General features: G+C 37.0%; 4 protein-coding genes and 1 pseudogene. All 5 read left to right on the top strand.

From position 1 onward, the window contains the following. Positions 1-247 precede the first annotated feature (247 nt). Positions 248-3,382, top strand: a complete 3,135-nt coding sequence (locus ACFIMU_RS08020; protein ID WP_375696994.1) for an autotransporter outer membrane beta-barrel domain-containing protein — start codon at positions 248-250, stop codon at positions 3,380-3,382. Positions 3,383-4,560: 1,178 nt separating this feature from the next. Further along, positions 4,561-7,245, top strand: a complete 2,685-nt coding sequence (locus ACFIMU_RS08015) for an autotransporter outer membrane beta-barrel domain-containing protein (protein ID WP_375615392.1) — start codon at positions 4,561-4,563, stop codon at positions 7,243-7,245. 443 nt (positions 7,246-7,688) lie between these two features. Then, positions 7,689-10,859: an autotransporter outer membrane beta-barrel domain-containing protein gene (locus ACFIMU_RS08010; RefSeq protein ID WP_375696993.1), complete on the top strand. Its 3,171-nt coding sequence runs from the start codon at positions 7,689-7,691 to the stop codon at positions 10,857-10,859. A 696-nt stretch (positions 10,860-11,555) separates the two neighbouring features. After that, positions 11,556-12,284, top strand: a pseudogene (locus ACFIMU_RS08005) (autotransporter domain-containing protein); the annotation flags it as partial. 171 nt (positions 12,285-12,455) lie between these two features. Next, the coding region (locus ACFIMU_RS08000; RefSeq protein ID WP_375696992.1) for an autotransporter outer membrane beta-barrel domain-containing protein at positions 12,456-14,848 on the top strand (2,393 nt) is incomplete at its 3' end.

The following is a 14,848-nucleotide window of genomic DNA, read 5'->3' as shown; positions in this document are numbered from 1 at the left end:
CATTTTTTCTTTACACTAAATACAGAATGCATTATACACTTATAAATTGTGTTTTGTTGTTATTCTCTTATAGATGGTTTTTAGCGTAGAGCTTTTGCCAAATTTATTGGGATAATTCATTGCACAGTTCAAATAGGCATGAGGCATGTTCTTTTGTTACACTTTTCGTATTTTTGAGGTGTGCAAGGGGGTGTTTTGTAAGTGCTTTTGTTTTTAATGAGAGGGGAAGGAAAGTTTCGAGGGAACTATGATTAAAGTTTTTAGAAATCATGTATGTTTATGTGCTTGTACAACAGCTATCCTCTCTTTGCTTCAAAATGGAAGAGAAGTGTATGCGGCTGCAGAGGGGAATAGTAAAGTTTATACTATAAGTGTTATTCCGATCAATAATATCCGTGTCACTCCTAGTAATCATCTTAGCGGGAGTAATGCGCATAAGCCTCCTCTTAAGGGAGAGAGTGGGCAGAATAATCATTATACTTCTCATCATATCCCTGTTGGCAATAACGATGAGGGTATTCGTGGGGGGAGTGACTATCGTAAGCTGAGTGGAGTGGATGGATGGAATGGACATAAGGATAATGTAGATAACTCTGTTAAAGATGCAGACTCTGATGGAAGAGGAGTAAATCCTGGGTTTTATTACTATAGTGGGTTGTATTATGTATGTGATAATTGCGGGGAATCCAAAATTGATAATAAATCTTATACAATTACGAAAGAAAACGTTTCCAATTATCCTGTTGATCCTACTGCTATAACAGTGAAGCGGATAGGGACCAGAGTTGATGGAGAGAATGTAACTGTTAGCAGTGAAGTTTCTGATAAATCTTTTTTGCGTGGTGTGGCTGTATCCGATGATGGAAAGATTGTTTTGAAAAAAACGACGCTTAAAAATACAAAGTTAGCTCTTTTTGCTCATAATGGAATCATTGAGGTAAAGCAAGGGATTATAGAGGACAGTGATAGGGCTGTTGAAGCTGTGGGGAATTCATTGGTTATTTTAGAGGGTGCAAAAGTTAATACGCGTGATGGGAAGGCAAGTCTTTCCAGTTATAGCGGGGCAGATATTTGGGTGGAAGGTGGGGAGGTTAACTTTACCAACAGTCATGGGATTTCTGCGATGTTGGGAGGGAAGGTTATTCTCGATGGTGTTACTCTTACTGGAAAGGGCCACAAAGATAAAAATGATGCGGCTTTTTTAATGGATGAAGGGGGACGTGTTGAGTTTACAGGGGGGACTATTAAGGTTGAGGGTGCACATGGTATATTATTAGAAAATCCCGTCAAGCTTTTTAGTGTTGTACCAGAACGATCTGAAACAGAAGCTGAAGCTGAAGATTTATCGAATAACTTTTATGTGACCGAGGCTAATTTTAAGTCTTCTTCTGTTACCGTAAAGGGTGAGGGATCTTATGGTATCTATTTTCAGGGAGAAAAGCCATGGAGCGAAGATGGGGATAAAAAAGAGGAGATTTCATTAGAGGAAGAAAAAGCTCCACCACGATTGGAAGTTGTTAATTTGGATACAACAGAGTTTTCTGTTGAAGACGATACGGCTCTTTATGGCAGCAATGTTATTTCTGGTGCGGTGAGTTTGATGAAAAGCACTCTTCGTTCAGGGAATTTTTTATTAAAAGCTGAGAAAGGGGCATCTGTGATCGTTTTGGCTGATGGTTCTACGCTTGAAGGTCGCACACACGTTGATAAAGACTCTAATGCCGAACTTTATTTGGGAGGTCGTTCTACATGGATTTTACAACAACAGGTGCAAAAAGATCAACATGCGGCTGCACATGATTCTTCTATTTCATTAGTCAGTCTTATGGATGAGAGTTCTATTCATTTTAAAAGACCAGAATCTCCTTCTGTTGATGATTATCAAACTCTTCGTATTGGAAAGGGAAAGGGTGAGGTTTATAGAGCACGGGAAGGTGCCTCTATTTCCCTTAATACATACCTGAATATTGGTGGTGCTCTTAATCATCAAAAGACTGATCGTGTTTTAATTCATGGGGATGTTTCGGGAAAAACAAAGCTCCAAGTGCATGGAGTTGCAGGAAGTCCAGGAGGATATACGGGAAAGGGGGGAAATAATGAAGGTATTTCAGTCATTCAGGTTTCAGGAGAAGCAAAGCAAGATTCTTTTCAGTTGAAAGGTGGTTATGTAGCGTTAAACGAATTACCTTATCAATATAAGCTTTATGGTTATGGTCCAGGGTCTGAGTTTGGAAAAGCAAGCATGGATCAAAGATTAGTGGAAGGGAGCGGAGAATTTTGGGATTTCCGCCTTGAAAGTAGGTCTATAGATTCTGATGTTCAACCTAAACCAGATCCTTCTCCTAAGCCAATTCCGGGACCAGAACCTTCTCCAGAACCAGCTCCGGAGCCCCATCCTCGTCCTAAGCCGGGCGTTAAGGCTGTTGTTCCGCAGGTTCCGACTTATCTCCTTTTGCCTAATGCTTTACGTCATATTGGTTTGATGAATGTTAACAATCAAAATAAGCGGTTAGAAGCTTTGCGAATTACTTCTGGGGGCTTATTAGAAAGTCGTGAAAACCCTCTCTTTTTTGTGAGCGGTTATGGCGGCAATCATCGTTATACTTCAAATCTTTCCGCGCTTGAATATGGTTATGGCGGCGAGTTTAATTATAATGCACTAGAAGCAGGTGTTTTGCTAAAAGCAATCGAAAATATGTATGGTTCCACTTCTTTTGGAATTATCGGGGCTTACGAGAGATTTTCTTTGCAACCTTTGAATGTTGAGCAGAGTCAAAAAAGTACATTTGATAAATGGTCAGTTACGGCATACGGTGGTATGCAGCATGATGCAGGTTTTTACGTTGATGGTCTTGTGTCTTACGGTTTGTTTAAAGGTGATGTTCTAACAACTGCACGGGGCAAGACGGCAACATTAAAGGGAAATCCTTTAAGTGCTTCATTGTCTGCTGGTAAAACATTTATGGTAGGAGAGGACGGTTTTGTTTTTGATCCGCAAGTTCAGGTTGTTTATCAATATCTTCAATTTAATAAGGTACGTGATGTGGACGGCTTTGATATTGATTTAGGAAAACTTCATCAGTGGGTAGGGCGTGTTGGAGGGCGTTTAACAAAGAGGCTGGTTGCTACTGATGAGGCTCAGGTTGTTTCTTTCTATGGCAAGCTTCATCTTGCTCATGGTTTTGAAGGAAAACAATTTGTGCATTTTAAAGATGCTTTTCAGTTAGGTGCTTTTGGTTCTTCATTAGAAACTGGATTAGGTTTTAATGCTCAATTATCTCAAAAATTTGCGCTTTACGGTGATTTGGTTTATCAGCACAAACTAACGAAAGCTGGTTTTTCTGGAACGAGTTTTTCAGGTGGATTGCGTTATCATTTCTAGTTTTGTTGCTGTTTTTGATTAATCTTTCAAAAAGCTACAAGTTATACTTGTGGCTTTTTCTCATTATCTATTCATTTTGTGTTATAGCATTTTTACGAGAGTGTGACTTTGCATATCTTTAATATGCTTTTGGGTTGGACTTCTTTCGTTTTTTTTGAAAAGTCTGAAGAGTTTGTACGTTATCGTTTCAAAATGCGTATTTCAGAGTGATTATTATATTATTTATAATATTTTGATTTATAAAGATATTTTTTAATTTAGGGCGCTGAATATTTTCAATGCTCTTATGATGAATCCATAAAAAGCATTCCTTTGTCTATTATATGTAAGATTAGCAAGTGGATAATCGTTTAAGAAAGGAGTCAATATAATTTGGGGGATTATGTTAAGAGGAGAGGATTTACAATATTAGAAATTGGCAAAGACAAAGATGCTACTCAGGCGCAATGAGGGCTGTATCCGATAAACTTGATATTATATCTGCTGTCGTTATGAAATGGAGATGGAAATAATGAGGTATATCTGAGAAAATTGGTGGATTAGAAACATAAATAACGTATTATTTTTTTGAAAGTGCGTTTTCTTTAAAGAATGTGATAAATAAAAAGATAAAATTATATGTCATTTTCACCTTTTAGATACGGCTCTGAATATTTTTAAATGTTGAAAAGAGATGGTAAAAATCGGAACAGATTTTAATTTTTACACTTTCCTCCTCTTTCTAAATTAGTTCGTATTTCCATAAACACTGTCTAAAACAGCTGTATGTGATAGCTTTGCTTCCCAATTTTGGCATATATTCAGTTTTGTCTGCTTACGAGTGCCTATTGTTTCAATATAATATTTATCTCGAATATTAATTATACACGCTTTGGGTATTGATTAAACAACAGTTAAAATAGGCATTCTTAATGTACAAAAATCTCTTAAAGCTGCTTTTAAATAACAACTTTAAAGATGATTTTTCTCTCATTTTTCAGTTATATTTTTGCAAATTCCTTATAAAAAAATAGATTTAGTCTGTATTTTTAGTAACTTTTAAATTCCATATTTACATAAAACACAAAAAGAATTAATAAGGTCTGCACAGTTAATCCAAAACGTACTAATTTTTCTCTTTGTTAAGTTTTCTTTGATACATTACGTGTTACTTTTATGGGCAAAATTATGGTGTAATTATGGTCAATCTATTTAAAAATCGTTTTTCCTTATGTACTTTTACAACAGCATTTCTTTTTTTTGCACACAATGTTGATGCTACGGTTCAAGATGGTGCTGTTGTTAATACTGGGGTACAAGGTCGTTCTGGCGTTAATGGTAAGACACAAAATAATCAGGATCAATTTTCATGTATTATGAATAGTGAATTTTATCGGTGTAATGATGGTAAAAAACACTACTTTTACAATAAAAATTATCAAAAAACTGATGAAAATACGAATGAAACTGTTGCTATACAAGCATCTGGAAGAAAAACGCTTCTCTTCGGGAAAAATATAACTGTTAAGGATGCTTCAAGTGCTGTTATTTCAAAAGAAAGTTTTTGGAAGTATGGGGTCGTGGCGAGTGAACATGGACAAGTGATTATAGAAAGAGGAGAGATTAACTTTACAAAGGGTATCGGAGTTGAAGTAAGAAATTGGGGACAGGTCGATTTAAGGAGTAGTTCTATTACCGAACAAGGTAGTCAGGGGATGAGTATAGATGACCATAATGAAAATTCAGCTTTTCATGCGTTTGATGCTGGGAGTATCCATTTTGAGAAAGGTAAAGTTAATCTAGCCAATGCTCATGGTTTTTCAATGCATGGGAATAATATCGATGGGAAGGGTATCTTTATAACTATCGTGGATTCTACGGTTTTGGTAGAAAGTAATACGTCTTATGGGTTGCGTTTTTGGGAGGGACTAGGAGACAGAAATGAGGAAATGAAGGATCACGAGTATCCTCATTATTTTTATATTTTTGCGGGTGAGGAAGAGATGTTCGGAAGTCTTCCAAAAACGAACTTACCCGTACGAGGGATTGTTGGCTTGACAAGAACCTCTTTTACAGTTCCAAAGAGTGCAGCTATTTATAGCAGAGGATCTGGTGGTGTTGTTAGGCTGTTGGATAATTCCAAACTTTCTGGAGATTTATTACTGAAGGTTGAGGATGGCTCTTTTGTGAAGGTTTCAGTGGATGCTTCTACACTTGTAGGGGGGACACATGTTGATGAAAGTTCTTCTGCTGAATTTCGGTTGAGAGGTGATTCAAAATGGATTTTATCACGGCCGAAAAATAAAAATTTACAAGTTTCTAGTTCTATAGGTGTTTCATCAATTTCATTAATACATCTTATTGATAGTTCTATTATTTTTGAACAACCAGAAACTAACATAGTTGATGGCTATCAAACACTTCGTGTTGGGAGAGGAACAGGTGAAGTTTATAAAGCACAAGGTAATGCACATCTTTATCTCAACACCTATTTGAATAAGGGGGGGGCTCTTCAGAATCAAAAAACGGATCGTCTTTTATTCCATGGTGATATTGAAGGAAAAACAATAATACATGTGCATGGTGTTTCAGGAAGTCCAGGAGGTGGTACGGGGCATTATGGAAATGATAAAGGTATCTCGATTATTCAGGTTTCTGGAACAGCAGAGAAAGATTCTTTCTTGTTGGATGGTGATTATATTGCATTGGACGGTCTACCTTACCAATATAGGCTTCATGCTTATGGCCCAAACTCTGAATTAGGAAGAGCGAGTGCGTCTCAAAGATTAGTCGAAGGTGAAGGAGATTTTTGGGATTTCCGCCTCGAAAATGGATTTGTTGATTCTGATACTACATTTAGATTAACTCAGAGTTCTAAACTTGGTTTAGGTGGTGAGCATCATTCTAGGCAAGGCGTTAAGGTTGTTGTTCCTCAGGTGCCAACTTATCTGCTTTTGCCAAATAGTTTATTCCACGCTGGTTTGATAGATATCAGTAATCAAAACAAGCAGTTAGAGATAGTACGGACTAATTTTAGTGGAATGTTGGAAATTCATGAAAATCCTGCTTCATTTTTGCGTGGCTATGGTGGGAGTTATCGTTATGCCTCAGATTTATCTGCGCTTGAATATGGTTATGGGGGAGATCTAGGGTACTATGCACTAGAGACAGGTGTTTTGCTACAAACTGTTGAAAATGTTGACAGTGTTATATCCTTTGGGGTGATGGGGTCTTATGGAAAGCTTTCTCTACAACCTCGAGATGTTGCACAAAGCCAAAAAAGTACATTTGATAAATGGACTGCTACAGTTTATGGCAGTATGCAGCATGATGTAGGATTCTATGTTGATGGTTTGTTATCTTATGGTCTGTTTAAGGGAGATGTTCTGACAACTGCACGGGGTAAAACGGCAACATTGAAAGGTAACCCTTTAAGTGTTTCCTTGATGAGTGGTCAGAAAATTGCCACAGGATATGAAGGTGTTGTTTTTGATCCACAGGTTCAGGTTGTTTATCAGCATCTTCAATTTAATGAGGCCCGCGATATTGATAATTTTAATATTGAGATGGATAAACTTGATCAATTGATGGTGCGGATGGGTGGTCGTTTGATAAAGACTCTTACTGCGTCTGAAAAAGATCGTGATGTTTCTTTTTATGGAAAGATTCATTTTGCTCATGATTTTGGCAAAGAAAGAGCTGTGCGTTTTAAAGATTCTTTCCAGTTAGCGGCTTTTGGTTCTTCTCTAGAGGCTGGATTAGGTCTTAATGCTCGCTTGTCTCAAAAATTTGCGCTTCATGGTGATTTGGTTTATCAGCATAAGTTGAGTAAAGGTGGTTTTTCTGGAATCAGTTTTTCTGGTGGATTGCGCTATCGTTTTTAGGTGATCGTCTTGGGGTAAGTTATTTAAAAAGCCATAAGCATAGCTTGTGGTTTTTTATTATTTGTTTGCAACTTTTTAAACAAGTTTTTTAAAAAAATGTTTTTTTGCATGAGCAAGTTTGTTTCTTTTTAGAAACGAGATAGGGCTTTCTGGTTTGCAGTTTTTGCTTCTTATGCTGTTTTTCTTCCTTTAGTGTATTTTTATTAAATTCTCTTGAAATCACCGCTTTGGGGTAGAGTTTTTATTTCTATCTATATTTTTACGCGTTTTTATAAATAATACAATTTTAAATTGTGATATTTTGGGATTCTAGCTTTACATAAAACATAGGGTGGATATATAAAATCCAAAACGTATTTTAAATTATCACGCGTAACCAAATTTATTAAACAGAATGCGTGTTTTTTGTTTTTAGAGAAGGGGAAGAAAGTTTGTAGAAAATTATGTTTAAAAATCATCTCTCTTTATGTCATTTTACAACGGTTATTTTTTTCTTTGTATACAATACTGATGCAGGTGAGATTTCTTCTGAGAAGAAGCCATATTCATGTAACGAAAGTGCCTCATTTTATCGCTGTAATGATGGTAAAACGCATGAAATTGCCAAGAAAACTTATCAACTTACGGGTGAAAGTTCTGATGCTGCCATAGAGGCATCAGGGAAAAATACAGTCATTGAGGGAGAGGCTATAATCATTAACGGTGTCTCAAATACAAATAGCCATTCAGAAACAAACGCTTGGACAACAGCTGTAAAGTCCTCAAATGGGGGAGGCGTTGCTCTATTTGATTCCATGTTAAATAACGTGTCGATAGGGGCCGATATTAATGATGAGGGAGCTTTTGAGATGCAGAATGGGGTGATTAAAGCAACCAGAATGGGGATCAGTGTTGGGGGTAAAGGGTCGCTTGTTTCTTTGACCAAGACAGAGATTAAGACATCTTCTGATGCGATAGGTCTTTTGAGTCATAATGGTGCAAAAATTTATATGAAAGGAGGAAAAATTAATTTTGCTGATGGTATTGGTGTTCAAACAGGAGGAGATGGAGAAATTAATTTAGAGGGCGTTTCTATTAGTGGGAGGGGGAAACTGGGAACAAATACAGATAATTATCGTGAAGGTTCTGCTTTTAGTATGCTTCAGGGGAAAGGCTCTCTTAATTTCCAGAAAGGAAACGTTAATGTCGACAATGTTCATGGTATTGTAGTGCAGGGGAATAACCATAATGCTGCTCATATAAAATATTCCAATATTTTTGTGAGAGGGAATGGATTTAATGGCATGCACTTTTTTTGGGAAGCTGTCTTAAATGATAAAAAAACAATTATACCTGGAAAAGGGACTGTCCATTTGACAAAGACAACTTTTATGGCTCCAGAAAGTACGGCTATTTATAGTCGAGAATTCGAAAGTTCTGTTAAACTCTCACAACATTCAAAAATTTCTGGAGATTCACTCCTGAAAGCTGTTGAGCGTTCTACTGTAAAGATTGAGGCTGATGCTTCTACCCTTGTAGGAGGCGCACATGTTGATGAAAGTTCTACAGCTAAGATAGATTTAAAAAATGGTTCAAAGTGGATTTTATCGCGACCAAAATATGACAAATTGCAAAATTCTGATGCTTTTGGTTCTAATTTAGGGGACTATTCCTTCATTTCATCGGTCAATCTTACGGATAGTTCTCTTGTTTTTGAAGAATTAAAATCTAAAACAACAGATGGTTATCAGACACTTCTCATCGGAAAAGGATCGGGGACTGTCTATCGTGCACAAGGCGATGCGCGTCTTTATCTTAATGCATATTTGGATAAAGGCGGAGCTCTGCAAGAGCAAAAAACTGACCGGCTTTTAATCAATGGTGATCTTGAAGGAAAAACGACAGTCCATGTGTATAGTGTTCCTGGAAGCTCAGGGGCATTGACGGGAGAGGGCGGTAATAATCAGGGGATTTCCATTATTCAGGTTTATGGAAAAGCCATGGAAGATTCTTTTCAGTTAAATGGGGGGTATGTCACACTTGAAGCCTCCCCCTATCAGTATCATCTTAAGAGTTATGGTCCAGGCTCTGCTTTAGGGACTGCAGATTCCAATCAAAGAGTGCTTAAAAATACTGGAACATTTTGGGATTTCCGACTTGAAAGTCAATTTGTTGATTCCACTAAAGTTTTTCCTGTTCTTGATTTGGTTGTCCCCCCTTCTTCTGATGATATTTCTTCTGTTCTTAAAATTCATCCTAATATTACTGGAGGTGAGGATGGTTCTATTGATTCTAACTCTCAGCAAAAACCTCAGGAGCCAAGTCTTTCTTCTCCTGTAGATTCTCCTGATAGGGATTCCCATCTTACGACCACACCTAATGTATCTGATGTTTTTGTACTTGAGATCCCCAATCCTCTTTCCTCTCTTGCACCTGTTGTTCCCGCTATTGCTGAATCTAATCCAGTTGCTCCACCTGCATCTGGTTCACTTGTTCCGCCATCTGTTCCACCCACTCCTTCTGTTGTTTCCCCAGTTGCATCTGTTTCTCCTGTTCTGTCATCTGTTTCACCCACTCCTTTTGTTGTTACTCCACCTGCGTCTGGTTCTTCTGTTCCGGCATCTGTTTTTGAGCCTTCTTCTTATTTTGAGCCAAATGTGAGAGTCGTTGTTCCACAGGTTTTGACTTATATTCTTGTGCCAAATACCTTATTTTATGCTGGATTGATGGATATCAGTAATCAAAGCAAGCAGTTGCAAGCGCTGCGAACTGTTTCTGGTCGGTTGTTAAAAAATGATGAAAATCCCGCTTTGTTTTTGCGCGGTTACGGTGGACATCATCATTATACTTCAAATTTGTCTGCATTTAAATATGGTGATTATGGCGGTGAGCTTGATTATAATGCACTAGAGGCAGGTCTTTTACTCAAGAAAATCGAAAGTGCATACAGTACGACATCTTTTGGGATTATGGGAAATTATGGCAAACTTTCGTTGCAGCCTCAAAAGGTTAAACAAAGTCAAGAAAGTATATTTGATAAATGGACAATCACAGCATATGGAAGCATGCAGCATGATACGGGTCTCTATATGGATGGTCTCTTCTCTTATGGTTTGTTTAATGGAAATGTTCTCACACTTGAGCGAGGTAAAACGGTTGCATTGAGAGGGAAGCCCCTAAGTGTTTCCTTAACTGCTGGTAAAACGTTTATGATAGGCAGCCGATATTTTATTTTTGAACCACAGGTTCAGTTTGTTTATCAAAATCTTCAGTTTCATAAGACTCGTGATATTGATAATTTTAATATTGATATGCGAAGCCCAGATCATTGGGGGATGCGTATTGGTGGGTATTTAACGAAGACACTTACATTTACTAAAGATAAAGATGCACATGTTCTTTCATTCTATGGTAAGCTTCATTTCATTCGTAGTTTTGATGATAAACAATTTGTATATTTTAAAGATGCTTTCCAGCTTGGTTCCTTTGGGACTTCTTTAGAAGCTGGATTTGGTGTTTTTTCGCAATTATCTCCAAAAATTATTTTTCATAGCGATCTGATTTATCAGCATAAATTTACGAGTGACGGCTTTTCCGGAACGCATTTTTCTGGTGGATTAAGTTATCGTTTTTAATTGTATTTTTCTTTAATACATCCTTTGTGAAAGACATAAACACAAAACATGGTTTTATTGTGTTGTTTTTCTGATTTTTGACTTTACATACAACACAAAACAAATTATATATAACGGTACATAATAAGAATAATGAGTAGATGAACTAGGTGTGTCTTTATCAGTTTTTTATGAAGATAAAATAAAGAAAGTTTAGACTAAATTATGATTAAAGTACTAAAACGTCATGTGTGTGTGTTCTCTTACGACCTCTATTTCTTTCTTCGCGCACAATATAGATGTGAGTGCAGAAGATTATAATCCCTCGTGTAATTCTCTTTTTAAGTCGTATTCGTGTGATACAGTTGATGCTTCTCGTACTTTTGGAAGTCGTAATAAGTTATATATGAGTAGATTGGATAGGAGGACTACAGGTGTTATTTTTACAATACGAACTCATAACATAGTTATTAAACCGCAAAAAAGTAAAGGGGAAAAAGGCTTTCAGGAACTGATGGAATTTTAGAATTAAAGAGATCTGAGAAGATTACATCAGCAGTGGTTGTGTTAAAAGACAATAAAACTTCTTTTAAAAAAAGTTCTATTACAGGAAATGGCGAAAAGAAAAGTAGAAATGATACGTTATCTCAATCTGTGTTTGGTGTGAAGCAGGGCGGTTTTTCCTTTGATGAAGGTAAGATTCAGGTTTCTAATGTTCATGGTATAGAGGCAAGTGTCTTGCTCAATGCGATTGAGGATACACATCACACTTCGAGCTTTGGAAAAATGGAGAATAATGGGAAAAAACTCTCTACAGCCTCAAGATGTTAAAGAAAGCAAAAAAGTACATTTGATAAATGGTCTATTACAGCATATGGCAGCATGCAGCATGATACAGGCTTTTATATCGATGGACTTTTTTTCTACGGGTTATTTAAAGGGGATGTTCTCACGCAAGCAAGAGGTAAGACAACAACATTGAAGGGGACACTTTTGAGTGCTTCATTGGCTGCCGGTAAGCCATTTATGACAGGACATAAGGGGCTTATTTTTGATACGCAAGTTCAGGTCGTTTATCAAAATATACGGTTTGATAAGACCTCTGATAACGATGGATTTGATGTCGAAATGGGAAAGCTTGATTTGTGGGTGATGCGTGTTGGCGGGAATTTAAGCAAGACGCTTGCTGCTTCTGAAGAAGGGCATGTTGTTTCTTTCAATGGGAAACTTCATCTTACCAATAGTTTTGGCGAAAAACAACGTGTGCAGTTTGGAGATGAATTTCAATTAGGAGCTTTTGGTTCTTCTTTAGAAACTGGAGTAGGGCTGAAGGCTCAGTTGTCTTCAAACTTTGCGTTGCATGGAGATGTGACCGATCAGTATCGTCTTAGCAAAGTTGGCTTTTCTGGGACGATTTTTTCAGGTGGTTTACGCTATCATTTTTAGATGCCTATGAAATATAGAGTAATTTTTACATAAGTTATAAAGTGTTTTGAGAAGTATAAAATGAATATTAAGTTTTATACTTCTCATTGTTTGTGTGTTTAACTTAATATTATGGGGAATATTTTTTATTTTTAACTAACAGGGGGAGAAAGGCAAATTGGGAATAAAGTTATGGTTAATGTATTAAGCGGGTATAAATTTTTATTTATTACAACAGCTATTGTTTCTTTTTTGCCAATCGTGAATGTTAATGCGAATCCTAATAATTTAGGAACTTCCTGTAATGTATCAGGGAGTTTTTTTACGTATAGCGATAGTAAAAAACATACGATAAGTAATAAAAATTATATTCCTTCTGTCTCTTCTCTAGATGATTTTATTGCTGTCTTCTCTATAGAAAAAGAGGGAACTGTTTTAAATTTATTAGAGACAAATATTATCTTGCATAGGCCAAAGCAGTCATTTTTATATAGTGCATCTGTAAAAGATGATGGCAAGCTTGTTCTAACCAATTCAAATATTAAGGATATGTCCGGTTTTCGTGTTCAGAACGGGCAAGTTGTGATGAATAGAGGGAAGATTGAAGGTAGTTTGCAAGCTGTATGTGCAGAAGGAAAAAAAACCGATATTGCTTTAGTGAGCGTAAATATTGATATTGTATCAGATAACTTGAATGCAAAAGGGATTGGATTTCTTAGTAGTTCTGATGCATTCGTTAGGATATCAGGCAGTACTATTACTTTTAATGAGATTGGTGCGTTTTCAACACAACTTGGGGGAAAATATCTTATTGATACAACCAATATTCAGGGCAAAGGTAAGAAACACACGATTGTAGTTGATAATGAAACTATTGATGAATTTCCAAGAGCTTTTGACGTATCACAGGGTGGTAATGTTCATTTGCGTGGTGATTCTATTCAGCTGACTGATATGCATGGCTTCTTGATTACGAATTTTGCAGGTTATGCAGATGCTGAAGGTAAGTTGATTCAAGAATACGCTTCATCAAATGCGTTTAAAAAGACAAGTATTAAGATAGAAAAAAACAATATTTCTGTTCAGGGTGAGGGAGTATACGGTCTGTATTTTTATGGATTAGGTCCAGATGTATGGGGTGATATGTTTAAGGTAGGGAGTGAAAAACTTTCAAAAGTAGAAAAAATTGTTTGGGGTGAAGCATCTTTGCATTTGTCACAGACAACTTTTTCAGTTCCTGATGGTATTGCCATTTATAGTACGGGAGATGATATTTATGGAGCTGAAGCTACCATTGAATTAACAGAAAGGACAAAGATCTCTGGTGATTTATTGTTAAAGGCTCAAAATAATTCTTCTCTATTGGTGAAAGCAAAGAATTCTACCCTTATAGGGGGTATTCGTGTTGAGGATGTATCAACTGTTCACTTAGAATTAACACATGGCTCTGCATGGTATCTCACCAAAAGGAAACATACAGATTTGCAGGAATCTCTTCCTGTAGATTCATTACTTTCGTCTATAAGCATTTCTGATAGCACAATTTTTTTTGATAAATTTATATCTCAAGATTATCAAACGCTATATATTGGAAAAGTATATATTGAGAAAGGAAGTAATCTAAATGACATAAATCCAATAGATGGGATACAATATGATAAAGACGCTTATAATGCAAAGGGAAATGTGCAGATTAAGATGAGTGCGTTTGTGAATAATGACGGCTCGTTTAATCCGCAAAAAACTGATCGTATTTTGATCTACGGGAATGTTTTGGGAAGTACACTGCTCATGATGGAGAAATTTTCCAAAACCTTAGAAGGAGAAGCTGGCAATAAAGGGAGTCAAAGTATTTCACTTGTTCAAGTTGCTGGGACAGCAGAGGAAAGTTCTTTTAAGTTAGCCAATAGTTATACTACAGTGAATGGATTTCCTTATCAATATAAACTTCGTGCCTATGGTCCAAGTTCTTCTTCTGGAAATGCAGATCCAAAGAATAGATTGGTTGTTGGAGAAGGGGATTTTTGGGATTTTCGTCTCGAAAGTGTTTACATTGGTCCTGAATTAGATTCTTCTGAAACTGCTTCTAAGCCAACGTCTACAGTTTTACCTCCTCAATCTGAAGAAGAGACGGTTCCTTCTAAACGACCAACAGAGACTATTTCACCTGAACAACCCCCTTCTGTTGAGCCTCCACTTATACCATCTACACCTTCTTTGCCTGAGGGATCTGAACCGTCTGAAACATTTATCCCTACGGATTCGACGCTGACTCCTTCTGCACCAGTTCCGTCTCCCTCTGTACCAACAGTTCCAGAAAGTCCTTCTGCTGTGCCTATGCCTGCACCATTTGTTCCAGTTGAGACTTCTACAGATGAGGCTATGCCATCTAAGCCATCTGTTCCGGTATCTCCTTCATCTCCAGATTCTGTTCCTTCTGCTTCTTCCCCTGTTGAACCAAAGCCTTCTGGGGATTCTGCTCCTATTAATCCTTCGTCTAATCTCCAAATTAGAGCTGTTGTTCCACAGGTTCCAACTTATCTTCTTTTGCCAAATGCCTTATTTCATGCTGGTTTAGTGGATAT

This window comes from Bartonella sp. AC70YNML (genome assembly GCF_042196545.1).
Lineage (GTDB): Bacteria > Pseudomonadota > Alphaproteobacteria > Rhizobiales > Rhizobiaceae > Bartonella.
The sequence above is the reverse complement of the archived record's forward strand: the minus strand, read 5'-3'. Positions and strand labels throughout refer to the sequence as shown.

Coding starts and splice junctions, on each gene's coding strand:
- ACFIMU_RS08020 (WP_375696994.1), top strand. CDS start 248: ATGATTAAAGTTTTTAGAAATCATGTATGTTTATGTGCTTGTACAACA.
- ACFIMU_RS08015 (WP_375615392.1), top strand. CDS start 4,561: ATGGTCAATCTATTTAAAAATCGTTTTTCCTTATGTACTTTTACAACA.
- ACFIMU_RS08010 (WP_375696993.1), top strand. CDS start 7,689: ATGTTTAAAAATCATCTCTCTTTATGTCATTTTACAACGGTTATTTTT.